The sequence below is a fragment of the Streptomyces sp. NBC_00569 genome (genome assembly GCF_036345255.1).
In the GTDB taxonomy this organism is placed as follows: Bacteria; Actinomycetota; Actinomycetes; order Streptomycetales; family Streptomycetaceae; genus Streptomyces.
Window position 1 is genome coordinate 10,034,534 of record NZ_CP107783.1, and the last position, 23,140, is coordinate 10,057,673.

At 68.6% G+C, this 23,140-nt stretch carries 24 protein-coding genes and 2 pseudogenes; 10 read left to right on the forward strand and 16 right to left on the reverse strand.

The window, feature by feature from the left end:
* Positions 1–181 precede the first annotated feature (181 nt).
* A complete protein-coding gene (locus tag OHO83_RS45330) occupies positions 182–1,345 on the reverse strand; it encodes an epoxide hydrolase family protein (protein ID WP_266681528.1) in 1,164 nt (387 codons plus the stop codon).
* A 103-nt stretch (positions 1,346–1,448) separates the two neighbouring features.
* Between OHO83_RS45330 and OHO83_RS45335 the strand changes: the two genes are divergently transcribed.
* Entirely contained in the window at positions 1,449–2,024 is a 576-nt protein-coding gene (locus tag OHO83_RS45335; RefSeq protein ID WP_266681530.1) for a CGNR zinc finger domain-containing protein, read from the forward strand.
* A gap of 233 nt (positions 2,025–2,257) precedes the next feature.
* Here the strand turns inward: OHO83_RS45335 and OHO83_RS45340 are convergent, their stop codons facing one another.
* Entirely contained in the window at positions 2,258–2,749 is a 492-nt protein-coding gene (locus tag OHO83_RS45340; RefSeq protein ID WP_266681532.1) for a GNAT family N-acetyltransferase, read from the reverse strand.
* A 132-nt stretch (positions 2,750–2,881) separates the two neighbouring features.
* Positions 2,882–3,418, reverse strand: coding sequence for a GNAT family N-acetyltransferase (locus OHO83_RS45345; protein WP_266681534.1), 537 nt, complete (start codon positions 3,416–3,418; stop codon positions 2,882–2,884).
* Here OHO83_RS45345 and OHO83_RS45350 point away from each other — a divergent pair.
* Positions 3,417–3,605, forward strand: coding sequence for a hypothetical protein (locus tag OHO83_RS45350; RefSeq protein ID WP_266681536.1), 189 nt, complete (start codon positions 3,417–3,419; stop codon positions 3,603–3,605). The genes OHO83_RS45345 and OHO83_RS45350 overlap by 2 nt on opposite strands.
* A gap of 88 nt (positions 3,606–3,693) precedes the next feature.
* Here the strand turns inward: OHO83_RS45350 and tnpA are convergent.
* A pseudogene (gene tnpA, locus OHO83_RS45355) lies at positions 3,694–4,093 on the reverse strand (IS200/IS605 family transposase).
* 32 nt (positions 4,094–4,125) lie between these two features.
* Between tnpA and OHO83_RS45360 the strand changes: the two are divergent.
* A complete protein-coding gene (locus tag OHO83_RS45360; RefSeq protein WP_266681538.1) occupies positions 4,126–5,301 on the forward strand; it encodes an RNA-guided endonuclease InsQ/TnpB family protein in 1,176 nt (391 codons plus the stop codon).
* A 73-nt stretch (positions 5,302–5,374) separates the two neighbouring features.
* Here OHO83_RS45360 and OHO83_RS45365 read toward each other — a convergent pair whose 3' ends face one another.
* The 3 genes from OHO83_RS45365 to OHO83_RS45375 all read right to left on the reverse strand — a co-directional run bounded on the left by OHO83_RS45365 (position 5,375) and on the right by OHO83_RS45375 (position 9,295).
* Complete coding sequence (locus OHO83_RS45365; RefSeq protein ID WP_266681540.1) at positions 5,375–6,340, reverse strand: Lrp/AsnC family transcriptional regulator; 966 nt, start codon at positions 6,338–6,340, stop codon at positions 5,375–5,377.
* A 146-nt stretch (positions 6,341–6,486) separates the two neighbouring features.
* The gene (locus OHO83_RS45370; protein ID WP_330280838.1) at positions 6,487–8,808 is read right to left on the reverse strand and encodes a DHA2 family efflux MFS transporter permease subunit; all 2,322 of its coding nucleotides are present in this window, start codon (positions 8,806–8,808) and stop codon (positions 6,487–6,489) included.
* A gap of 313 nt (positions 8,809–9,121) precedes the next feature.
* Positions 9,122–9,295, reverse strand: coding sequence for a hypothetical protein (locus OHO83_RS45375; RefSeq protein ID WP_330280685.1), 174 nt, complete (start codon positions 9,293–9,295; stop codon positions 9,122–9,124).
* 56 nt (positions 9,296–9,351) lie between these two features.
* Between OHO83_RS45375 and OHO83_RS45380 the strand changes: the two are divergent.
* From OHO83_RS45380 to OHO83_RS45395, 4 genes and pseudogenes are all read left to right on the forward strand, one after another.
* Positions 9,352–9,612: pseudogene (locus OHO83_RS45380) on the forward strand (amidase family protein); the annotation flags it as partial.
* Positions 9,613–9,704: 92 nt separating this feature from the next.
* Positions 9,705–9,899 (forward strand): hypothetical protein, encoded by a 195-nt coding sequence (locus OHO83_RS45385; protein WP_266681544.1) that lies wholly within the window; start codon positions 9,705–9,707, stop codon positions 9,897–9,899.
* Positions 9,900–10,596: 697 nt separating this feature from the next.
* Complete coding sequence (locus tag OHO83_RS45390) at positions 10,597–12,459, forward strand: ABC transporter ATP-binding protein (protein ID WP_266681546.1); 1,863 nt, start codon at positions 10,597–10,599, stop codon at positions 12,457–12,459.
* The gene (locus OHO83_RS45395; RefSeq protein WP_266681548.1) at positions 12,456–13,370 is read left to right on the forward strand and encodes a serine/threonine-protein kinase; all 915 of its coding nucleotides are present in this window, start codon (positions 12,456–12,458) and stop codon (positions 13,368–13,370) included. The genes OHO83_RS45390 and OHO83_RS45395 overlap by 4 nt, the downstream gene beginning before the upstream one ends.
* Before the next feature lie 55 nt (positions 13,371–13,425).
* Here OHO83_RS45395 and OHO83_RS45400 read toward each other — a convergent pair whose 3' ends face one another.
* A complete protein-coding gene (locus OHO83_RS45400; protein WP_266681550.1) occupies positions 13,426–14,181 on the reverse strand; it encodes an anti-sigma factor family protein in 756 nt (251 codons plus the stop codon).
* Positions 14,171–14,758 (reverse strand): RNA polymerase sigma factor, encoded by a 588-nt coding sequence (locus OHO83_RS45405; RefSeq protein ID WP_266681817.1) that lies wholly within the window; start codon positions 14,756–14,758, stop codon positions 14,171–14,173. The genes OHO83_RS45400 and OHO83_RS45405 overlap by 11 nt, the downstream gene beginning before the upstream one ends.
* 376 nt (positions 14,759–15,134) lie before the next feature.
* On the opposite strand from OHO83_RS45405, the gene OHO83_RS45410 reads away from it, so the two are divergent.
* Entirely contained in the window at positions 15,135–16,346 is a 1,212-nt protein-coding gene (locus OHO83_RS45410) for a cytochrome P450 (protein WP_330280686.1), read from the forward strand.
* Positions 16,347–16,651: 305 nt separating this feature from the next.
* On the opposite strand, the gene OHO83_RS45415 is transcribed toward OHO83_RS45410, so the two are convergent.
* The 4 genes from OHO83_RS45415 to OHO83_RS45430 all read right to left on the reverse strand — a co-directional run bounded on the left by OHO83_RS45415 (position 16,652) and on the right by OHO83_RS45430 (position 18,774).
* On the reverse strand, positions 16,652–17,815 hold the full coding sequence (locus OHO83_RS45415; protein WP_266681554.1) for an RNA-guided endonuclease InsQ/TnpB family protein: 1,164 nt from the start codon (positions 17,813–17,815) through the stop codon (positions 16,652–16,654).
* A 254-nt stretch (positions 17,816–18,069) separates the two neighbouring features.
* Positions 18,070–18,198 (reverse strand): hypothetical protein, encoded by a 129-nt coding sequence (locus tag OHO83_RS45420; RefSeq protein WP_323187164.1) that lies wholly within the window; start codon positions 18,196–18,198, stop codon positions 18,070–18,072.
* 87 nt (positions 18,199–18,285) lie between these two features.
* Positions 18,286–18,432 (reverse strand): hypothetical protein, encoded by a 147-nt coding sequence (locus OHO83_RS45425; RefSeq protein ID WP_323187165.1) that lies wholly within the window; start codon positions 18,430–18,432, stop codon positions 18,286–18,288.
* Between the two features lie 66 nt (positions 18,433–18,498).
* Entirely contained in the window at positions 18,499–18,774 is a 276-nt protein-coding gene (locus OHO83_RS45430; protein ID WP_266681556.1) for a DUF1876 domain-containing protein, read from the reverse strand.
* A gap of 128 nt (positions 18,775–18,902) precedes the next feature.
* Between OHO83_RS45430 and OHO83_RS45435 the strand changes: the two genes are divergently transcribed.
* Positions 18,903–19,706 carry a DUF72 domain-containing protein gene (locus tag OHO83_RS45435; RefSeq protein ID WP_266681558.1) on the forward strand — a complete coding sequence of 268 codons (804 nt, stop codon included), beginning with the start codon at positions 18,903–18,905 and terminating at the stop codon, positions 19,704–19,706.
* On the opposite strand, the gene OHO83_RS45440 is transcribed toward OHO83_RS45435, so the two are convergent.
* The 3 genes from OHO83_RS45440 to OHO83_RS45450 all read right to left on the reverse strand — a co-directional run bounded on the left by OHO83_RS45440 (position 19,674) and on the right by OHO83_RS45450 (position 22,495).
* Positions 19,674–20,819: a CapA family protein gene (locus OHO83_RS45440; protein ID WP_266681560.1), complete on the reverse strand. Its 1,146-nt coding sequence runs from the start codon at positions 20,817–20,819 to the stop codon at positions 19,674–19,676. The two genes, OHO83_RS45435 and OHO83_RS45440, sit on opposite strands and share 33 nt — an antisense overlap.
* A gap of 512 nt (positions 20,820–21,331) precedes the next feature.
* Complete coding sequence (locus OHO83_RS45445; RefSeq protein WP_266681562.1) at positions 21,332–22,204, reverse strand: hypothetical protein; 873 nt, start codon at positions 22,202–22,204, stop codon at positions 21,332–21,334.
* 3 nt (positions 22,205–22,207) lie between these two features.
* Positions 22,208–22,495 carry a hypothetical protein gene (locus OHO83_RS45450; protein ID WP_266681564.1) on the reverse strand — a complete coding sequence of 96 codons (288 nt, stop codon included), beginning with the start codon at positions 22,493–22,495 and terminating at the stop codon, positions 22,208–22,210.
* A gap of 108 nt (positions 22,496–22,603) precedes the next feature.
* Here OHO83_RS45450 and OHO83_RS45455 point away from each other — a divergent pair, with 108 nt between their 5' ends.
* Positions 22,604–22,978 (forward strand): VOC family protein, encoded by a 375-nt coding sequence (locus OHO83_RS45455; protein WP_266681819.1) that lies wholly within the window; start codon positions 22,604–22,606, stop codon positions 22,976–22,978.
* The last annotated feature ends 162 nt before the right edge of the window (positions 22,979–23,140 follow it).

Below are 23,140 nucleotides of genomic sequence, written 5' to 3' on the forward strand. Positions count from 1 at the left end.
CGGACAGTGATGACTGGCGGCGGTATCACCGACAGGTCTGACCCAGGGCTGACTGACCGGCCTTTCCACGTTCTTGCCTTGATCTGTCGGTCCGTTCGCAGTCGGCACCGAGACCGCTGGCCAGCTGCTGGTCACGGCAGGCGACAACCCCGAACGCTTGTGCTCGGAGGCCGCGTTACGTTCACCGATTAGCGGCCAGTACTGCCGAGAGGCCTTCTTGCAGGTCCTTGACGAAGTACGCGGGAACCTCCAGGGACGGGAAATGCCCCCCGGTTTCGGGTGACGTCCATCGGACGATCTTTCGGTACCGCTCCTGGGCCCAGGGGCGCGGACTCTTCTCGATGTCGCGGGGATACATGGTGATTGCTGACGGGACGTCGACCCGGAGTTCGGGGTCGAGCGAGTTGTGGCTTTCGTAGTAGATGCGGGCCGCCGATGCGCCGGTCCGCGTCAGCCAGTAGAGGGTGACGTCGTCAAGGATGCGGTCTCTGGAAATTGTCTCGAACGGGCTGTCCTCGGTGTCCGACCACTCGGAGAACTTGTCGAGGATCCAGGCGAGGAGCCCGACCGGTGAGTCGACGAGTGAGTAGCCGATGGTCTGCGGTCGGGTCGCCTGCTGCTTCGCGTACGCCGCGCGGTGGCGCCAGAAATTGCGGGTTTCCTCGGTCCATTGGCGCTCGGTCGCCGTCAGCCCGTCGGTCGTCAACCCGGGCGGCGCCTCCGCGAACAGTGTGTGGATGCCGAGAACGTGCGCCGGGAACCTGGCGCCGAGGACCGTGGTGATATTGCCTCCCCAGTCGCCGCCGTGGGCTACGAACTTGCTGTAGCCGAGCCTTCCCATCAGTTCCACCCATGCGGCCGCGATCTTTTCGGTTCCCCACCCGGTGGTGGTCGGCTTGTCGCTGTAACCAAAGCCCGGTAGCGACGGCGCCACGACGTGGAACGCCGGCGCGTCCGCATCTTTCGGATCCGCCAGCTCGTCCACCACATCGATGAACTCGGCAATGCTGCCCGGCCAGCCGTGCGTCACGATCAGAGGAGTGGCGTCCGCGCGCGGGGATCGGCGGTGCAGGAAGTGGATTCCCAGACCGTCGATGGTCGTGCGGAACTGACCGATCCCGTTGAGGCGCGCTTCGAACGACCGCCAGTCGTACCCGGTGCGCCAGTAGTTCACGACATCGACGAGGTCGGCGAGCGGAACGCCCTGTTCCCATCGACGAGGGCCGGACGCGGCGCGATGGACCGTCTCGGCTTCCGGCAGCCGCGCCGCGGCCAGTCGCGCGCGCAGATCGTCGAGGTCGGCGTCAGTTGCGTGGGCTTCGAATGCTTGCACGTCGCCGGGCATGAGACCTCCTGGTCATCGAGGAACCGGCCCGGACCTGTCGCGAACCGGCTAAGACGGTTCTAGCGCGCCGCGGTGCCGCCGCGCAACCGGCTAAGGTGGTTCCATGCATGCTCGGTTCCCTGACTTCCGTCTCGGCAAGGTCCTGGCGACCAGCTTCACGGCGACTCTGACGGAGCGTCGTGGCGACGCTGTGGAACGCATCCCCACGCCGCAGCGACTCGTCGACTGGCTGGCGGTGAGCGGCCTCGCAGTGGAGTTCTGCACCACCGCCCAGCTCGAACTCGCTCGGGAACTGAGGGAATCAATCCACGCCGCGCTGACGGCGGCCGCGATCCAAGACGCTCCTCCCGCGTCTGCTGTCCAAGTCATCAATGACCGCAGCATTCAGGGGAGGGCCGCGGCCATCCTGACGCCCGAGAGCAATCGGCACTGGCGACTCGGCTCGGCTTCCGGCGTGGAAGATGCCCTAGGCGTGATCGCCGCCGACGCGATCAGCATCGTCGCGGGCGAACGGGACGGAAAACTGGCCTTGTGCGCATCACCGACTTGCCAAGCCGCCTTCTTCGACACCAGCCAAAGCCGCACTCGCAGGTGGTGCGACATGAACACGTGCGGGAACCGTCAGAAGAAGGCGCGCTTCACTGCCAACCAGCGCAAAAACTCCAGATCAGCGGAGTGATCGGTACCTCGGCACACGTCCAGGTGGGCCCCACGCCTGCGACAAATCTGTCCGCACGAATCGGACCGGACCACGGCAGCCGGGCCGTGCGCCGGCATCCCGGCCGCCGAGCACATGGGTTGCATTCGCCAAGTGCTCGATCGCGCCGGGGGCGCCCGGCTGGCTTCCAATCCCTCAGGAGACGAGTCCTTCTGTCGCAATCAGCAGAGATGGTCGACCCTGAAGCGCAGCGCTCAGCCCGGGTGACCCTCGGAAAACCTGAACTCCATGAGGAGGTTCTCAGTTCCGCTCGACACCTGCCGAAAGCCGGCCTTCTCCCAGGCGCGCACTGCCTGCACGTTCCCTCTCACGGGATCGACCGTCACGCGCCGCCAGCCAAGATTCCCGCCCAAGTGCGCGAGGAGCGCGCGTGCGGCATCCGGCCCCAGGCCCCGGCCTCGCGCGTTCGGTCCCAAGACCATGTCGATGCCACCTTCAGCCACGCCGGCGTGCCAGTACTGCGCGTAGCCCACCGGTGTGCTCTGTGCCAGTACAAGGAAGGACTCCACACGCGGCCGGCGCCGCCCGACGTACTTCTCGGCCACCTCGTCACGCGACTTCGGTACGCCGTCCCAGTGCTCGATGAACTCCGGGGAAGCGAACCATTTGGCCAGCAGATCCAAATCATCCTCGGTCGTCGGGACAAGACGAGTCAGCACTCCGTCGAGAACTACTCCATCGGCCATCAGCTACTCTGCAACTCGGCTTGGAAGCGCACGCATGCACGTAAGTTACGGCATCACAGAACATGCGCCAGAACCGGAGTCTGGATGTCAGTCGAGCGCCGAACGGCTGTCGAGTGTCGTTGAGTTTGACTGTCACTCAGGGGTGACCGGGGGCCGCAGGCCGAGCCACTGCTCGGCGTCCCAGGCGTGGAACCGCTCCACCTCGGTGAACCCAAGCCTGGCCGCGAGGCGCATCGAGCCGACGTTGGCGCTCTGGGTGGTGAGCACCACCGGCTCACCAGGAAGAACGCCGTCGAACCAGTCGAGTACTGCGGCGCACGCCTCGCCGGCGTACCCCAATCCCCACGCCCGTGGCAGGAACAGGTAGCCGAGATCGGCCTTTCCCGCCGCAGCCGGGCGACGGTGCTCCGTTGCTCTCCTGAGCAGGATCTGGCCGATCATCGCCCCGTCGAGCTCAGCGACGAAACTCCCGGGCCACCGCGCGGGCACCCGGGGCATCTCGCGCTCAAGCTCGTCACGCGACCGGGGGCCGCCGAGGTAGGTGTGCACCTCTGGCGACGCCAGCAGCTCGATGAAGGCCGCACGGTCCCGGGCCTCGGGCTCACGGAGCACGAGCCTTTCGGTCCGTATCGGGGGAGGGGGCCAGGTGACGGGTCCGAGTTCAGTCATGCGGGCCAGCCAATCAGCAGGTTCGGCAGCGATCAACGGGTTCCTGCTGCCCACCGTCCTGGCGACGCTCTCGGCGCGGCTGCCCTACTCGGTGATGCCGGCCGCGGTCGCCCTCGTCTGTCTCGTGCTGGCCACCGTCGGCGGGCGCGGTGACCGTGGAACGGCAGCCGAGTTCAGCATGGTCTAGCGCGGAACCCCGGGCGTTCATGCCCGGGAGGAAGTGCTTCTCAAGATGGGGGTGATTCGCACAGGTGCACGGGTCCGCGCTGTTGGTCTCAGTGGGGACGCTTCTGGTTCTCGATGTACTCCTTGGCGATCGCCAGTGGTGCGCCGCCGCAGGACGCGGCGAAGTGGGACGGGGACCAGAAGTGGTTGCCCCACAGGTATTTGTGGGTGTGGCCGGGGAACTCCTGACGGAGCCTGCCGGGCGGAGACGCCCTTGAGGGAGCCGACCAGCCGGGACAGGGAGACCTTGGGCGGGTGGTGCACCAGCAGGAGCACGTGATCGGTCTCACCGTTGAACTCGACCAGCTCGGTTTCGAAGTCCGCGCAGACGGCGCGCACGATCTCTGCGCAGCGTCGAAGGACCTCGTCGGTGAACGGTCCGCGCAGATGCTTGGGTGTGAAGACCGAATGGGCGTGGAGGGTGTAGACGACCGTGCGACCCCTACGAATGTTGAGGTTTGGCTCCCAGCGTGGTGACTTAGATGGTTACGATCGCCGGCGTGAAGCTTGTCGTGCAGGTGAAGCTGATGCCGGAGGCCGAGCAGGCCGCCGCGTTGTCGGTGACGCTGCGCACGGTTAACGAGGCCGCGAACTGGGTGTCGGCGGTGGCGTTCGAGCACGGTGTCCCGCGTGAGTACGAGCTGCGCAAGCACACCTACGGTGAACTGCGGTCGCGGGGACTGGGGGCGCAGGCCGCCCAGCACGTCATCAAGAAGACCCGCGATGCCTACACGACGCTCAGGGCCAACATCCGCGCCGGGAACCTCGGCAAGCCGAAGTCGAAGCGGCGGATCAAGGCCGCCTCGAAGCCGATCACGTTCCGTCCCCGGGCCGCGCAACCGTATGACGACCGGTGTTTGAGCTGGCAGTACGACGCACAGACCGTGTCCATCTGGACAACTGCCGGGCGCATCAAGAACGTCCGCTTCGTCTGTTCCACCGACGCGCTCAAGACGCTCCGCGACCACCGGCAGGGCGAATCGGACCTGCTCGAGCGTGACGGGGTCTTCTACCTGATCGCCACCTGCGAGGTCCCCGAGACCGAGACGTACGAGCCCGACCACTTCATCGGCGTAGACCTCGGCATCGTCAACATCGCCACCACGTCCACCGGATACCAGGCCGCCGGGCGCGGCCTGAACCGCTACCGCAAGCGGCAACTCGACCTGCGCAAGAAACTCCAGGCCAAGGGCACCAAGTCCGCCAAACGCCGACTCAAGGAGCGCTCCCGCCGCGAGAGGCGGCACGTCAAGAACACCAACCACATCATCGCCAAGACGATCGTGACCGAGGCTGAACGCACCTCGGCCGGGATCTCCCTGGAAGAACTCAAGGGAATCCGGCAGAGGGTACGGCTCCGCAAGCCCCAACGGGTCCAACTCCACTCCTGGGCCTTTGCCCAGCTCGGAGACTTCATCGTCTACAAGGCCAAGCGGGCAGGCGTGCCTCTGGTCTTCGCTGATCCCGCCTACACCTCGCAGCAGTGCTGCCAGTGCGGCCACATCGACAAGAAGAACCGGGCAAGCCAGGCCCTCTTCATCTGTCGGAACTGCGGGGTCGTAGCCCACGCAGATCGGAATGCTTCCCACAACATCGCCCGCAAGGGCGAGGCTGTGTGGACTGCGGGGCGTGAGTCACGCGTCCCTGCCACCCCATAGGGGTGCCTGGACGGAGGAGCCCGCCCAGCAGCCAGTTGGACGCTACCTCCAAGCCCGGTCCTTTAGGGCCGGGTCAAGTTGACCGACCCGGCTCGTACGTGAGCTGCTTGACCTGCCGTACGAACAGGGCGCTCTCGACGGACCGCACGCCATGGAGCGCCCCGATCCCTTCGCTCAGGTACGTGTAGAGCTCGCGGGTGTCGCGGTGCACGGTCGCGGTGAACACCCCGGCCAGCCCGGTCACCGCAGCGGCGAACCGGACCTCGGGGTGCGCCGCGAGGGACTCGCCCACGGAGGCGAGCGCGGACGGGGCGACGGTCAGCCACAGGGCGGCCATGACCGAGTGGCCGAGAGGTTCGTGGGTGTGCTGTACGTCGAAGTAGAGGACGCCGCTCGAACGCAGCCGGTCCAGGCGGCGCTTGACGACCGACTCCGACTGGCCCGTGGCCGCCTGGAGTTCGGTGAGGGCCACCCGGCCGTCCCGGCGGAGCAGCGCGAGCAGGGTCTCGTCGACGTCGTCGAGAACCGGAGGAGGAGCGGTCGGTTCGGCGGACGGCGTCCGCAGCGCCGCCTCCTGGTCCGCGTCGAGCGCGTTGATCTTGTTGAGCCAGCCGACCGGGCCGCCGTAGAAGGGGTGCAGGACGCACTGCGCGGTCGCCGAGGTGACAAGTGGCGTGCGCTGAAGACGGGCGAGGAGGGGCTCTTCCTCCTGGCCACCGCGCGGCTTGATCGAGCACAGCACTTCCGTGCCGCCGGAGAGCAGACCCACGTACGACGTGTCGGGGCGCCGCGCGAGGGCGCCCGCCAGCTGTTCCGCGCCGTCCGGGGCGCAGCGCAGCCGGACCAGCCAACTGCTGCGCCCGAGCAGCGCGTCGTCGGTGACGCCGATCACCCGCAGGCCCACGCTCCCGCGCAGCCGGCGGAAACGGCGTGCGACGGTCTGGTCGGAGACGCCGAGGACGGCCGCGATCCGGCTGAACGGTGCCCGCCCGTCGAGCTGCAGGGCCTGCAGCAACTGCAGGTCGAGTGCGTCGAGCACGTGGAGCTCCGGTGGGGGGTGGTCATGGCGGGTGGGCGTACGCGTGATCGTAAAGGAGCCGGGAGGGTCGGCGGGTATCGGCACCGCCGGAAACGGACGAGCCCGGGACCGCCTGACGCGGTCCCGGGCTCGTTGCTCGCGAGGGTTCAGGCGTGCGGATGCGCCAGTTCCAGGTCGAAGGCCTCCACCGCGTGGCCGTTCACGGACACCGTCCGGGTCGACGCCGGGTACCCGCTGGCGACGAGCGAGTACTCGCCCGCGTCCAGATCACCGAAGGTGTAGCCGCCGTCCGAGCCGGTGGTCGAGGTGCCCACCACGTTGCCGGCCGCGTCCACCAACGTCACTCGCGCGTCGGACAGCGGCCGCAGCTCCGCCTTCGTACGGATCTGCCCCTGAAGGCGGACGCCGGGCCGCAACGCGATGTCCGGTTGCACGGTGGCGGACTTGGCGGCCTGTGCCGCGACGGCCGTGGGCCGGAACCCTTCCGCGGTCACGGAGATCGTGATCTCGCCCTCGGCGATGTCACCGAAGGCGTAGTTCCCCGAGGCATTGGTGGTGCCGCTCGCCAGTACGTCGCCGCGTGCGTCCGTCACCGTGACGACGGCTTCGGCGAGGGGGAGGCCGTCGTCGGCGCCGACGACCTTGCCGGTGAGGCCGCCGGTGCCGGACAGGAGGATGTCGTGCTCGGTCGACCGGTCGGCGAGGACGAGGTTCGTCGCGTGCGGGTGGTGGCCGCCCGCAGTCGTGATCAGCACGTGGGCGCCGGGCCCCGGAACGGTCACTCGGTAGTGCCCGTCGGCCCCGGCGACGGCGCGGGCGAGCTGCTGACCCGTGGGCAAGATGAGGGTGAGCACGGCCCCCGCAAGGCTCGCGCCCGCGGCGTCGCGCACGGTGCCGGACAGAGCGGGCTCCGCCGCCTCGTGCCCGGTGTCCGACAGGGCGGGCTCCGCCGCGTCGGCCGTCGTAACCGGCTCGGGTGCCGGCGCCGTCTGCGACGCCGGTCGCGGACGCCGCAGCAGCACCGCACCGACCAGCGCCGCGAGTACGGCCAGCGAACCGGCCACGATCAGGCACAGCTGCATCCCGTCGAGGAACGACTCGGACAGCGCGCCGAGCGCCCGCCCCCGGTCCGCCCCGAGGTCCAGCTCGGCGACCGCCCCGAGCCCTTGCGCCTGAGCCGCACCGACGATCCGCTCGGCCGCCGCCCCGGTGACCCCGACATCGGCCAGGTGCCCGGACAGCGACCCCGTGGTCCTGGACGTGAGCAGCGCGCCGAGGATCGCAGGACCGAGCGCGCCGCCGACCTGCCGCAGCGCGTTGTTGCCCGCCGCGGCCATGCCCGCCAGATGGTGCGGCACGGAGGACACGGCGGTCGCCGTCATGGGAGTGACGACGAGACCCATGCCGAGCCCGAGCAGGGCAAGGCGCCAGGCCATCGGGCCGAACGCGGTGTCGGCGGTCAGCGACGTCAGCGAGAACAGCGCGCCCGCGGCGCACAGCAGACCGACGCTGATCAGCAGGCGCGGCGAGATCCGGTGCATCATGCGCCCGGCCAACGGGCCGACGAAGAAGCACACCCCGGTCACCATCAGCAGCCGGTACCCGGCATCAAGGGTGCCGAGCTGCTGCACCATGCCGAAGTAAAGGCTGAGGACGAAGAAGAACCCGATGAGCCCCATGAAGGTGATCATCGCGATCAGGCTCGTCGCGCTGAAGCGGGCGCTGCGGAAGAGCTTGAGGTCGAGCATCGGACTGGCGCTGCGCCGCTCGAAGACGAGGAAGGCGATCAGGCCGACCACGGCGAGCGCCAGCGCCACGAGCACGCGGGAGTCGGAGAAGGAGCCGGCACCGCCCTCGATCACTCCGTACACGAGCGCCGTGATGGCGACCGTGGCGGTGATCTGCCCCGGCCAGTCGAGCGCCCGGGCATGCGGAGCACGGGAGTCCTTCACCAGCCAGGCGGCGACCGCCATGGCGAGCAGCGCCACGGGTATGGACGGCAGATAGATCCAGCGCCAGTCCGCGTGGTCGAGGATCACGCCCGAGAGGAGCGGGCCCACGGCCAGCGCCGCCATCAGGGACGACGCCCACAGGCCCACGAACTTGCCGCGCTCGCGCGGGTCGGGCACCGCCTGGCTGATCATCGCCAGCGTCGTCGGCAGCAGGCAAGCGGCGCCGATCCCGGCCAGCGCCTGACCGGCCCACAGCACCTCGATCGACTGCGCGCACAGTGCCGTCGCGGCCCCGGCGGCGGTGAACGCGAGGCCCGCCTGGAACACCTTCTTGCGCCCGTGCACGTCGCCGAACACGCCGGCTGTCAGGATGAGCGCCGCCATCGGCAGGACGAACGCGTCGGACACCCAGGACAGCTCGGATGTGGACGCGTCCAGCGCGCGCTGGATCGCCGGGAGACTCACCGACACGGAGGTCACCGGCAGATAGGCGACGAACACCCCGACACAGGCCATGACGAGGGTGACGGCCCGCCGCTCCCGTGTTCTGTTCGCCGTTGTCGCCTCGTTCACGAAGACCCTCTCCTGCGACGCCGTGCGCCGCGCTCGACTTTCCGACCGGGAGCAGCCTCCGTCCTCGGGCGGCATCGAGGCCAGCCAGCGTCGCCGAACCCCGGAAAACCGATCCTGGGCTGCCCGGATTCACGGATTTCCGACAAGCGCGCAGGTATGCGCGTGCCCCTCTTCCCTCTCTCCAAGGACGCGAACGGCCCCCGGCGGATCGCCGGGTACGCGGTGCGGGTCAGCCCGCAGCCGCGTACGGGACCGCCTACGCGTGCGCGGCCTCGCCCGTGAGCCGGGTAACCGCGTCCTGCATGTGCGGGTCGAGGAGCGTGAGCAGGTGCTCCTCGTCCTCGTCGCGCATCGCCCCGATCAGTTCCGTGTGCTCATCGACCAGCGTGTCCGGGGCGGGGTGGCCGTCGGTGAGGACCGACAGACACATCCGCGTGGACCCGCAGGGCGCCGAGCACGTCGCCGCCCGGCTCCTGGCCGACCTCCGGCAGCGGGCACAGGCGGCAGACGGGCTGGACCCCGTTCACGTACCCCTTCAACCTCACGCGGCAGCCCGCCTCCACGGTGCCCTGCGGCGTGACGGACGCGGGCATGCCGGTGGGCGCGCAGCTGGTCTCCGCGCGGCACGGAGACGAGCCGGTGCCGCGCACGTCGGCGGTCCTGCACGCCGCGCTGCGGAGGCCCGGGTGGTGGACGCAGCGCCGGTCGGCTGAGGGGCGGCGCCGTTTGGAGTACGGGTCGCGGTAGGGGAGTTGACCGGCATACGAGTGACCGACGCCACCGCTCACGAGATCTCCTCGTGACCCCCGATCCTGGTCGAGCCGGGTGATGTGGTGCAGGTGGGGGAGCAGGACACCGCGTGGACGGACTTCGTGATCGTCACGACGGATTCCGGGGCCGGGTGGGTGCCGGAGCGGTACCTGGACGCGAGCCGCCCGACGGCGACGGTCCGGCACGCCTACAACACCCAGGAGCTGTCCGTGGCGGCCGGTGACGAGCTCGTCATGGTCGAGGACGACCCCGAGCCGGGGTAGAGGTGGTGCGAGGACTCCCGGGGGTGTGCGGGGTGGGTGCCCCACAGGGCGCTCCCGAGGGGCGATGAGGCCTGAACGCCGACCGTCAGGACAGTGTCCCTGGCGCCCTCTTGGACTCCAGACGGCTCAACAGGCCGCTGCTGTCGGTGAGTTCGGTGAAGTGGCCGCCCACCCCGCGTTGCCGAGGCCGAGCGCATGGCACAGGTAGGCCAGAGAGGAACCGCCTGCTGTGTGACGGCTGGTGATCCTCGGCATCGCGGCCGCGGTCACCGTGCACTGGTCTGCAACCCCGAGAGGGACGTCGCCATCGGCGCTGGCAACGCGCCCCGCGCGATGGCCACCTGGCGCAACCACCGAGCCCGCAGCGTTGGGAAGAAATCTGCCTTTTTGAAGAAATCTGCCCTATTTTCCAGGAGACGCCATCCAATTCCCGCCTTGATGCGTATCTACTTCGAGGGAAGTTCCAGCGGGAGGCATGCAATGGCGATCTTCAGTGATCTCTTTCCTGCCAAACACCGTGACCACCGGCACGATTCGACCTCGAGGCGCGACGACACTTCGATGAGGAGGAGGCACCGCCGCCATCGTCGTTCCAGCTTCCACGGTCACAAGTCTGGTTACGGCCACTGAAGGCTGAGCGGACCGAGGACTGGAGGACCCGGTCCGCTCCGTCGTCGAGCCACGACGGACCCATGCCATGCTGTGTATCCCGAGGCACGTTCTGCGGCGTCTGCTGTCGGTGGGCGAGGACGCCGATGCCGTGGTGGCGGCCGCGCCGCCGTTGGCCCCGCGCGAGGTGTTCCGGCGCTTTTGGCCCTACACTCGCGGTCGCCGGCGCTGGCTCGTCCCTCTTGTCCTCTTCAGCCTGATCGGACCCCTCGTCGACGCGGCCGAACTGTGGCTCTTCAAGATCGTGGTGGACGAGGTGCTCGTCCCGCGAGATCTGAGACCCTTCCTCTGGATCGCGCCGACCTACCTGGGGCTCATCGTCGGCTCCGGCATTCTGGGGTTCGCCGACGACATGACGTCCACCTGGGTCAGCGAGCGGTTCCTGCTGGCTTTGCGCTGTGACGTGTTCCGGCACGTCCAAGGGCTGTCGCTCGGGTTCTTCGAACGGCGGCGACTGGGAGACGTGCTGTCGCGTGTCACGGGTGACGTGGACGCCGTCGAGACTTTCCTGCTCTCCGGTGTCGCGGATGCGCTCTACCAGGTGATCCGTCTGGGCGTCTTCCTCGGTCTTCTCCTCTACCTCCAATGGGACCTGACACTTCTCGCGCTCGTCATCGTGCCGCTGTTCTGGAGCGCCGCCCGGCATTTCTCCCGGCTGATCAAGGAGGCGTCACGGGAGCGCAGACGCCGCAGCGGTTCGCTCAGCGCGGTCGCCGAGGAGTCGTTGAGCAACGTGGCCCTGGTCCAGGCGTACAACCGGCAGAGCTGGCAGGAGCACCGCTTCGAGCGCGAGAACGTCGGCAAGTTCCGCGCCGCGATGGCGTCGGCGCGGATCCGTGCCGTCTACCGACCGCTCGTCGAGATCATTGAGGTGTCCGGCGCCCTCGCCGTCATGGGTCTCGGCACCTGGAAACTGGCGCAGGGCCAGCTCACGCTGGGAGGGCTTCTGGTCTTCCTGGCGCTGATCGGCAAGCTCTACAGCCCGATCCGCGACCTCTCCCGCCTCGGCAACAGCTTCTACGCCGCGTCTGCCTCCGCGGAACGGATCATCGAGTTGCTGGACCAGCGCCCCCAGGTCGTCGAGGCCGCCTCCGCCCGGCGGACCGGCCGAGCGCGGGGCGACGTCGAGTTCGACGGCGTGTCCTTCCGCTATCCCGGTTCGGCGCGCCGGGCGCTGTCCGGTGTGTCGTTCCGCGTCGCCCCTGGCGAGACCCTGGCTCTGGTCGGGGCCAGCGGGGCCGGCAAGTCCACGGTCGCGAAGCTGCAGCTCCGTTTCTACGACCCGGAGCAGGGCACGGTGCGTCTCGACGGGCGCGATCTGCGGGACCTGTTCCTGTCCGACGTGCGGGAGAGCGTCGCGGTGGTGCTGCAGGAGACGCTGGTCTTCCACGGCACGGTGCGGGAAAACATCGCCTACGGTCGCCCCGAGGCGACGGAGGCGGAGATCGTCGCGGCGGCGCGCGCCGCGGACGCCCACGACTTCATCCAGCTGCTTCCGGCAGGTTACGACACGACGGTCGGCCAGAGCGGTCGGACACTGTCCGGAGGACAACGCCAGCGCCTGGCGATCGCCCGCGCGATGATCAGGGACGCGCCCGTACTGCTCCTGGACGAACCGACCACCGGCCTAGACGTGCAGTCCGGCCGCAGGATCATGGGCCCGCTGCGTCGCCTCATGGCCGGGCGGACGACCATCGTCATCTCGCACAACCTGCTCACCGTCCGTGATGCCACGCGGATCGTGGTGCTCGACCGCGGCCGGGTCGTCGAGTCCGGGTCCCACGACGCTCTGCTCCTGCGCGGCGGGATGTACGCCGAGCTCCACCGGCTGCACGCCGTGACCGGTCCCGCGCAGGCGGGTTCGTCGTCCCAGAGATCGGTGCTGACATGAGGCATGCTCCGGCAGTACCGGCCCCGTCCCTGGCACCGGGCACCTGTCCGGTTCCGGGCTACGAGATCCTGGGGCACCTGGCGCGCACGGGATGGCTGGACCTGTACGACTCCTGGAGCGAGGAACGGGCCTGCCGCTGCGTCATCAAGGTGCTGCGTCCGGACCGTCTCGGCGACGCGGGACTGCGCGAGCGACTGCTGCGGGAGGGGCGGTGGCTGCGTACCTTCGCCCACCCGCACTTGGTCCGCGCGTACGAGATCTTCGAGTCACCCGAGCCGCTCGTCGTCCTGGAGACGCTGACAGGGGAGACGCTGTCCCACCTCATCGATCGGTTGCGGCGCCGGCCGGCTGCCGGCGACGTGGTACTGCTCGGTGTGCAGCTGTGTTCCGCGATCCACTACTTGCACGGTCAGGGCGTGCTGCATCTGGATCTCAAGCCGTCCAACGTCGTGGTCGACTGCGGCCACGCGAAGGTGCTCGACCTCAGCGTGGCGCGGCCGCCCGGCATCGCTCCTCCCGGGGTGGGCACGTTCTGCTACCTCTCACCGGAGCAGGCGCGTGGCGGAGGGCTGTCGGCCGCGGCCGACGTGTGGGGCATCGGCATCACGCTGTACGAGGTGGCCAGTGGTGACGTGCCGTTCGACCGCGGCGAGATCGCTGATGAGCCTTATGACGCGAGGTCCGAGGAGGCGCAGGACGACAACGCCACGGGGGGCCGGGACGACTGGTATCCGCAGCTGGAGGAAAGCGCCCCGCCGATCGGGTCGCGGCGGCGTCTGCCACGAGATCTCGCCGCGGCCATCGACGGCTGCCTGCGGGATGACCCGTCGGCTCGGCCCACGGTCCCGGAGCTGACCGCAGCCCTCGGGGCGATGCTTCCGCGCCAGGGGCTCCGCGTCGCGCACACCTGAGGTCAAGTACGGCGCCCTCTCATAGGGCGCGCCGGCTGTTGCGGAGCTTGCCGGGTCAGGTCGGGGCGTCCGTGTCGAAGTGGGCTGTGGCAAGCACGGTGCCGTCGGGCGACGTCAGCCGTGCGCCGGAGAGCGTTGAGGCGTCGACGGAGGCCGGGCCACCCCAGAATCCATAGCCCTCATGCACGGTGAAGGTGCCGACGCGAACCCTCGTGCCGTCGCTGCGCTCCAGGATGCAGGAGACCTTGCCACTGTACGGAGTGCCTGCTGCGGCGAGATTGACGGACATGTAGATCCAGCCCGGAGACCCGGGGTGGGCGTAGATATCGCCGGTCGGCCTCTTGGGGGCCTGTGCCGAGGTCAGTTCGCCCTCCAACAGGCCCGCCTGGTTCTCGGTGGACCGGGATGAGCCGACCGTGGCCTCCTGGATCACGGTGCCGACCGCCCAGCCGCCGAACCCGACGGCGAGTACGAGCGCGGCCGCCGCGGAGACGGCCCGCAGTCGTACCCGGCCGCCCAGGCCCATGCGGGGGATGCCGGACCCGCGGGCCTGACTGCGACCCTCGCGCGCAGGCGCCGCCTGCGTCAGCGCCTGCGTCACCCGGGTCTCGAACCCGCCCGGCGGCTCGCTGCCCGGCAGCAGGCCGATCAGCCCGTCGCCCACGAGGGTCAGCTGCTCGATGTATTCCCGGCAGTCCGCACAGCGGTCCAGATGGGCGACCGCAGCGGCCCGCTCGCGGCCGGGCAGCACGCCGAGAGCCAGCTCGGCGCCGACCTCCCGCAGCTTCTCGCAGGTCACGTCACTCGACATGGTTGCCTCGCTTCGGGGAATCGAGCGTGGTCCGCAGCTTTCCCATCGCTGTCCTGATACGCGTCTTGGCGGTTCCCAGCGGGATCTTCTCCCAGTCGGCGATCTGCTGGCCCGTCATTCCGTAGATACCCGCCATCACCAGGGCACGGCCCTGTTCGCGCGGCAGCTTCGCCACGGCGGCCCGCAGCCGGGTCGACGCCTCGTCGGCCAGCGCGTGCTGCTCGGGAGTCTCGCTGACGACGCCCAGGAGGGCGTCGAGGTCTTCGGGCGCCACCGGCTCCGGCCGCCGCGAGCGGACGGCGTCGATGGCGAGGTTGTGGGCGATGGCCGTCAGCCAGGTCGTCACCGAACCGCGGCGCGAGTCGTACATCTGCGCATGACGCCATGCACGCTCGAACGTCTGCTGGGCGATGTCCTCGGCGAGCTGCGGATCCCCGATGACGGCGATGGCGACACCGAAGACCGTGTGCTGGAACCTCCTTACGAACGTGACGGTGAGCTCCGGGTCACCGGAGGCCAGTCCGGACAACAGAGCCTCGTCCGGAAGGCGGCCTCCTGAGAACCGGAATCCCTGCATACCCGTATATACGGTCCGCCCGCGCCAGGAGATTGCCCGGCCTTTGCGGATGTTCATGTTCCGATTCTTCTCCGTTCGGGGAGGCATGGCGGACCGGAACCAGATGCTGATGGGAGTGCCGCTCCCCGACCTCACCGCCGACCGAAGACCGAAAACAACTATGCATACGAGGATTCAGTCACCCGCTGGGTGCTGCTGTGTGTCCGCGTGATGCCGCACACATGCCGGCAAGCCCAGGCAGTACACGTGTTAGCGTCCAAGCGTGATCATCCCGGCACTGGACGTAACCACACCTGGGACCGGTTCCGGAACTGTCGACCCACACGATCCGGCGGCCGGATCCACGTCGCCCGACACACACCATCCGCTGGACCTCGTGGACCTCTTCGCCGACGACTTCGTCCGCGACCCGTACCCCTGGCTGGACACACTGCGCGCCCAGGCGCCCGTCCACCATGACCCCAGGACCGGACTGTGGCTGGTCAGCCGACACCGGGACATACGCCAGGTGCTGCTCGACCCGGCCGCCTTCCACCCGGACAACGCCCAGCACGCCGCCACACGGCTGCCCATGGCCGTGCTGCGTGTTCTCGCCAAAGCCGGCTTCCAGCTCCCGCCGGCCCTCGCCAACAACGGCACCGACAGCCACCCCGGCCTGCGCCGCGTGGTCTCAGGATTCTTCAACGCCCGGCGCGTCACGGCCGCCATACCGGTCATCGAGCGCATCGCCCAGGACCTGCTCGACGACGCGCGGGCGCGGATCGACGCCGACGGCGAATACGACCTGTTCACCTCCTTCGCCCAGATCCTGCCCTGCCGCGTGCTGATGCAGCTCCTCGGCATCGACGGCATCGACCGGGCCACACTGATCCGCTGGAGCGACGCCTCACTGGAGCTGTTCTGGGGCAGACCCACCCTTGAGCGGCAACTTGAACTGGCAGAACTGGTCGGCGAGTTCCACCAGTGGCTGACCCGGACCGCGAACAGCGGCACCGCCCCCACCGACTCCTTCATCGCGGCACTGGCCCGCCACCGGCTGCCGGACGGAACGCTGCTGGACCCCGCCACGGCGGTCAGCGCATGCTTCTTCGTCTTTATCGCCGGGCAGTCCACCACGGGACAACTCATCGCCACCGTCCTGCGACGGGCACTGGCGGAACCCGGGCTGTGGCCACGCGTTACGCACGAGGCCACCCTGGCCGAGGCATGGGTGGAAGAGGTAATCCGGCGCGAACCACCAGTGACCACATGGCGCAGAGTCACCGCACGACCGGTGGACCTGGCAGGGGTAACTCTGCCCGCCGGCGCGCAGCTGCTGCTGATGCTCATGGGCAGCGGATCTGATCCAGACGTCTTCACCGAGCCGGAGCGGATGTGTCCTTCCCGCTCCAACATCCGCCACCACCTCGCCTTCGGCGTCGGCCGGCACCGCTGCCCGGGCGCGTCACTGGCCCGCACGGAGGCAGCCGTGGCACTGCGTGTCGCGGCACGCACCCTGCCGCACGTCCGGCCCCTGGCAGAAGGAGCGGAGCCGCCGATGCTCGGCCTGCTGTCCTTCCGGGCGCCCGCGCGGGTGGCGGTGGCCTAGCCATCGCCTGGGATTCAGCTGCCGCCCGAGCATCGCAGCAGGTACTACAGGGTGATCTCTCTAATGACGAGTGGGTTCGACTCGAACCAAGTCATCTCAGGAATGTTGGGCGGGGCGGACGTTGACTGCAAGTGCAGGTCACAGCAGCGGTGTTCGGCCCGGCACGCGGGCCCGCTGTGAACGTGAGGGCCAGAGCGTGTTGTCAAATTCTCGGCCCTGAAGGACCGAGCCTGTCGCCCGATCCGATGGAGCTGAGATTGCAAGTGGAGCGCGGCCGGCTGCCGCGTGGTCCCCTGCATCCGGAACTACGTTGCGGTAGTTCGGGGGCGTTTGACTGCGCCCCGCTGCCACACAGCCTCGCCTCGGTGGGCGATGTTGCGGGAGCCGTTGTGGTCCGCGTGCAGGACGGTCCCGCAGGACCGGCAGGCGAACCGTGCTTGATCCACACGATTGGTGCGGTGGGTGTGCCAGCACACCGAGCACTGACGGGAGGTGTTGCGGGGGTCCACGTGGACCACGGGCACCCCCGCTCGCCGTGCCTTGTACTCGACAAAGGCGCCGAGTTGGGCGAATGCCCAGGCGTGCAGTCGTGCCCGCTGGTCTTTCCTGGCCGTAACCCTCTGCCGGATACCGCCCAGGTCTTCCAGGGCGACACCCCGCGAGGTGCGTTGAGCGGTGTGCACGAGTTTCTTGGCGATGATGTGGTTGCGCTGGGTCGCGTACCGGGCCTCACGGCGCCGGACGTTCTTCAGCCGCCGCTTGGCGGACTTGGTGCGCTTCTTCTGCAACTTGGTGCGCAGGTCCCGCTGCCGCTGCCGGTAGCGGTTCACCTGACGGCCGGACATGATCTGCCCGTCCGACGTGGTGGCGATGTTGACGATCCCGAGATCCACGCCGAGGAAGCCATCCGGCTCGTACACCTCTGGCTCGGGCACGTCGATGGTGGCGATGAGGAAGAACATGCCGTCTCGCATCACCAGGTCGGATTCGCCCTTGCGGGAGCCGAGCAGCTTCATGGCCCCGGGCGAGCAGACGAACGGGACGCCTTTGAGCCGTCCGGCCAGTGTCCAGATGGACACGGTCCGCCGGTCGAGGTTCCACGTCAGGATGCGGTCGTCGTACGGCTGGGCGGCGTCCTCGCGGAACATGATGGGCTTGGACTCGGTCTTGACCCGCCGCTTGGAACCTTCCCTGCCGTAGTTCCCGGCCTTCAGGTTCGCCCTGAGCGTGGCGTAGGCGTCACAGACCTTCTTCACCACGCGGACCGCAGGCTGTGCGCCGAGGTCAAAGTCTGCCTTGAGCCGGTAATACACAGCCTCTTGCAGCACGTTCCGACGGTCTTTGCCCGTACGGAGCGCCACCTGGGACGCAACGTTCGCGGCCCGGTTGCAGGCACGCAGGGTCGCTGCCAGTGCGTCCGCGTCATGAGCGGACGCAGGCAACAGCTTCACCTGCACGACAATCTTCACGCAGAACAACGTAGTACGACTGAGGAGATCAAACGTGACGCCCAGGCACGGTCTTTCGCCCAGAGGGCGAAACCCCGCACGTGGCCCCGCGACGCGGGAGCTTCGATTCCTCCCCGCGCTGAAGCACGGGGCATCCTCGAAGGAGGCGTGGTGAAAGTGCTGGTCCACGGTGTCGGGTTGAGGACTGTGACCAGCATGGGCGCTTCTGTGGCAGCAAGTGGCTGGTCAGTGCATCAGCAGGTCGATCACGCCCGTCAGATCCTTCTAGCGCTGTCCTTGGCCAGGCGGTGGCGCATCAGCTCGAAGTAGTGGCTGAGCAGTTGCGGGCTGACATCCTGCACCTCGGCGCTGCTGAGGAAGGTCGGCGTGCCAGCCACCTGCATGCCGAGGTAGGAGACGACGCGCTTGGTGCAGCGTCCGCTCCGCAGATGGTCGGCTGTCTGGTGAACTGCCGGGGCTATCGCGACGAGTCAGTCGGCCCGCAGCAAGGCGAGCAACGCGGAGGCGGTGCCCTCCTTGCGGATCAGGGCGAAGGCGTGCGCGGCCCCGTTGAACATCTCGCACATGGCGCTGCGCGAAGCCCGCGTCATCGTTCCCGGTGCCGCGGGATCGTGCATGCCGGAAGGCTACGAGGCTCAGTCGTGGCGGCGCGGCGCCTGCCTGGTCGGGCCCGCGTCATCCGACTAGCCGTAGGTGGTGCGCGGCAGATCGGGTACGGCGCCCGCCGCCGCCAGGTCCCGGTCGGCGGCGTGCATCAGCTGTCCGGCCAGGTCGCGCATAGCCCGGCTCGCCGCGAGTTCGTCCCCTATGGCGGGGATTTCCACGTCCTGGGGATTGCAGCGCGCCTTGCCTCGTCCGACCATCTGCGTTTTCCCGTCGCCGAGCACTGCCCGGGCTTTGGTGATGCCGTCCTCCTCGGTCAGGTAGACGCCGACCTTCCACTCTTCGGCGTGGTTCATGACGCGCCTCCTCAGGCTCCGGTCTCTCTGATTTCGGCAGTTTCCAGAATCCCTCCGTACGGGCTCATACGTCGATTTCAGCACGTTCCACTACGGATATACCCATTTCCCGCGGGTAGGGGTCGTGCATGCCCATGCTCGTCGGAACCTCGGGGTGGCAGTACGAGGACTGGCGCGGCGCTCTCTACCCGACCGGCCTGGCGCAGCGACTGTGGCTGGACGAGTACGCCCGGCGATTCGCGACCGTCGAGAACAACAACGCCTTCTACCGGCTTCCGACGAAGGAGATCTTCGAGTCCTGGCGGGAGCGGACGCCTGAGGGGTTCGTCATGGCGGTCAAGGCCAGCCGCTACCTCACCCATATGAAGAGGCTGCGCGACCCTGAGGAGCCGGTGCACCGTCTGCTGGACCGTGCCGAGGGCCTTGGTGACCGCCTGGGGCCCGTACTGCTGCAATTGCCGCCCCACCTCCGGGAGGACGTCGGGGTGCTGGATGCGTGCCTGAGCTGCTTTTCAAGCACGGTCCGGGTGGCCGTTGAACTGCGCCACAGCTCCTGGTGGGACGCGGGGCGGGAGCTTCGGGCGGTACTTGAGCGGCACGGCAGTGCGCTGTGCTGGGCGGACCGGGGATCACGGCCCGTGACGCCGCTGTGGCGTACCGCGTCCTGGGGGTACGTGCGCTTCCACGGCGGCATCGCCCAGCCCCCGCCCCGCTACGGCCGGCAGGCCTTGAAGTCCTGGGCCGGACGCATCGCCGACGCCTGGACGGACCGGGACGACGTGTACGTGTACTTCAACAACGACCTGGGCGCTGCGGCCGTCGTCGACGCTACGAGGTTCGCCCGGGCCGCGGCTACGCTGGGCCGGACGGTGAGCCGGACACCGTCGTCTCTGACGGGCTTATGCCGGCCGACCGCCGTTTTGGACGGGTGACCCGTCGACGCCGAGGGTGAGGAAGCCGTCCGGGTCGTACGCGATGCGTGAGCCGAAGCCGCGGCTGATCCGGCCCAGGAGGTCCTGAAGGAACTGGCAGTCCTTCGCCGACGCCCTCCGAAGCCGCATCCGCCGGGTCTGGAAGGGCGTGAGGCGCAGTTCGCGAAGTCTGCCGGTGCACGGCTCCAAGGAAGGGGAGTAGAGCAGCCGCAGGTCGTCGCGGTAGCTCTCGTACCCCGAGATGCCCTCGTAGTCGTTGACCAGGTCGCCGCAGCCGTAGGTGATGAGCTTTCCCCGATACAGCTCAAGCGGCCGGGGATGGTGCGAGGAGTGTCCGTGGACGACGTCCGCGCCTCCGTCGACGAGTGCGTGTGCGAAGCGAACCTGGTCGCGCGGAACGGAGTAGCCCCAGTTGGAACCCCAGTGGATCGAGGTGATGACGATGTCTCCCGGTCGTTTCACCTGCCGGATCCGGGTGACCACCGCAACCGCTGCGGCGTCCGACGCCTCGGCCACGTAGTCGATCCCGCTTCGGTCCACCGCGGCGGCCCAGCTCGGCGGGATTCCGCTGGACGGCATGCCGAAGGAGTGGACCAGGATTCGCCGGCCGCCCTTGACGGGGATGATCGCCGGCTGCCGGGCCGCGTGCGCGTCGTGTCCCGCACCCGCTGAGGCGATGCCAGCGCCGGCCAGCGCCTCGAGGGTCTCCGCGAGCCCCCGGCGGCCGAAGTCGAGGATGTGATTGTTCGCCAGGACACAGACGTCGGGGCGGGCGGAGATGAGGCAGGGCAGGTTGGCGGGATGCATGCGGTAGTGGACGGCCTTGTCGGGTGCGAAGTCGTCACTCCGCGTGATGCTGGTCTCCAGATTGAGCACCACGGCGTCGGAAGCGGCCCGGTCGAGGAGCCGCAGCGTGTCCCCCCAGGGCCAGGAGAAATCGACCGGGCGGGGAAGCGGGCCGTTCGCGGCCTCCGCCAGCTCGACGTAGGAGCGGGCGTCCCGGACGTACGTCTCCGCCAGAGCCGGATCACCGGGGTGCGGAAGTATCTGGTCGACGCCCCGCCCGAGCATCACGTCGCCGGCGAGGCACAGCGTGATCAGATCACCCTGCATTCCTCCAGGTTAGAACCCTGCCACCGGGATGTCACGGGAGTCGCGACGCCGCCGTGCTCAGCCTGACGCACTCCAGCACTTCATCGGCCCGGACCTCGTAACGATTTCGGACGTTCGACGGGCCGCGCGGTTTCGGCATGTACTGGCGCGACAACGGCATACGAAACGGCTGGCAGACCCACCCGGGCGCGGAACGCTTCGTGAACGTCTGCGGTTCCCGCAGCGCTCGGTCAAGGCGGGCGCGGAGCGGTCGCTCTGACACCGGGACGTGCCGGCCCTTTCTCGCCGGGTGGGGCTGACGTACGGCGGTGAGGCGACGGTAACCGGTCGGCCGGAGAGGGGGCAGCCTCCCGAGGAGCTGGCATCCGGTACCGGAGCCCGGATCTGCAGCCGGTCGGTGACGACGTGGTCGCCGCCCCCTCCACGACGGCCGACGCGGATCGCGCCAGCCGACTGTGGGCCGTGACGTCGACGCGTGCTCCTTCGTGGTGCCTAGCGCCCGATACCGCAGGTCACCGGTCCCGGATGTCCGGCAAGGTGGTGTCTGCGGCGGCATAGAGGAACTCCAGGAGTTTGCCGTAGGCCTCGATGTGCGCTCTGTTCTGGTTTGCGCTGTGCTGCGGCGTTTCTGTTTCATTGTCAACCGCGTGAAGCCAGTCGATGACTGCGGCGAAATGCGGCACCAGAGCGCCTGTTGCCGCTTGCGCGGCAGTGCCCATCTCGCTGGGACCTTCCATGAAAACGATGTGCTGAAGGCGATCGAGCTGGCGGTTCATGGTTCGTGCTTCGTTCCAGAGGCGGCGGGCGGCTTGGCGGCGCTCTTCGCGTTCCTCGGGAGGGTCGCTCGCTGCGATGCCTCCAAGTTTGAGGCTTGCTTCGCTCAGTGTTCCGTGTACCAGGTGACAACTTTCGGCGAAGGCGAGGTAGGCACTCTTGCGCGATTCGCGAAGAGCACGAGTCCATTCAGCATTTAACTGCAGGCGGGCTTGCCTCAACTGCGTCTCGGACTGGATCTCGGCCTGCTGCTCTGCCTTCCTTCCGGTGATCCAGGCGGATGCCGTAGCGCCGACTGCGCCGACCGCGGCACCGATGACGCCACCGAGGAGTCCTGCAAGTCCTGCGTCCATGGCGTGATTCTGGTGGCCAAACGGTACGCGTTCCAGAGGGAGCGCGATTTGCGAGCGGCTGGCCCGGGTCTGAGAGGCAACGGAAAAGCCGAGCGTGAGCGCACCCAAGGAGGGCACGTGCCCCCTACCTGAGCCGATGCCCAGCGCCGCCACCCCCGCCACCGGCGGCGCGGTGGGGCGCGGCTGCCCACTGTCGTCGCGACGCTGATGGCGGTGGGGCTGAATCTCCTGTTGTCGCAGCGGCAGCTGGACCGCCACGCGTTATGTCCTGCCCGCTGTGGAGGCCAGGACTCCGGCCTCGAGCTGGGTGCCGAGCCACTGCTTCACCGCCTCCCGCAGCCACGGATGGCAGATCTTGGAGGGTGAACAGCCGTAGTGGGCCTGGGGTTCGTGCTCCGGGAGCGGGGTGCGCGGGGCACATCTCGGGTGCCAAATGCAGCGGACGCGGTAACCCTTCATCGTGACGTCGGTGCCCGGGGAGATCAGCATGTGGAACTTGCCGGGGCCGAAGTCTCCGATCAGGTCGAGCGGCTGCCACTCTTGATCCACGCGCAGCCGGCGAGGGTGTGGATGGTCGCGTATCCGCCGTAGCCGCGGGTACGACCCCTTCGGTACGGGGGTGTTGTGGAGGGGCCGAGAGAGCGAGGGGTGCCAAAAGTGATTCGAAAGCTGCAGGCGGTCGTGTTGGACTGCGCCGATCCGGTCGGGCTCGCGCAGTTCTATGCGGAGCTGTTGGGCGGCCGGATGGTCGCGGATCCGGAGGATTCCGGTTGGGTCGAGGTGCACGGGTTCGAGGGAACGCCGCTGGCCTGCCAGCGGGTGGACGGCTACCGGCCTCCCGATTGGCCCGGTCAGGGGCACCCGCAGCAACTGCACCTGGACTTCGACGTGGACGATCTCGAGGGGGAGGAGACACGGGCGCTCGCTCTCGGTGCGAGTGTCCTGGAGCGGACGGATCAGCTCCGCCCTGGGGCCAACTGGCGGGTTTACGCGGATCCGGCCGGCCACCCGTTCTGCCTCTGCTTCCACTGAGCTGGCCGCAGCCAGCGGCACCGGGTGGAGTGAGTGGCAGCGATAGTAGGGAGTTCGCCGGTGATGCGATTCGGCGGTCCGATGGTCGTGGTGACCGGGGCCGGATTCGGCGGTCGATGAACGGCCAGTTGAAGAGGGCTGGGCCTGGGCCCTCACGGCCGG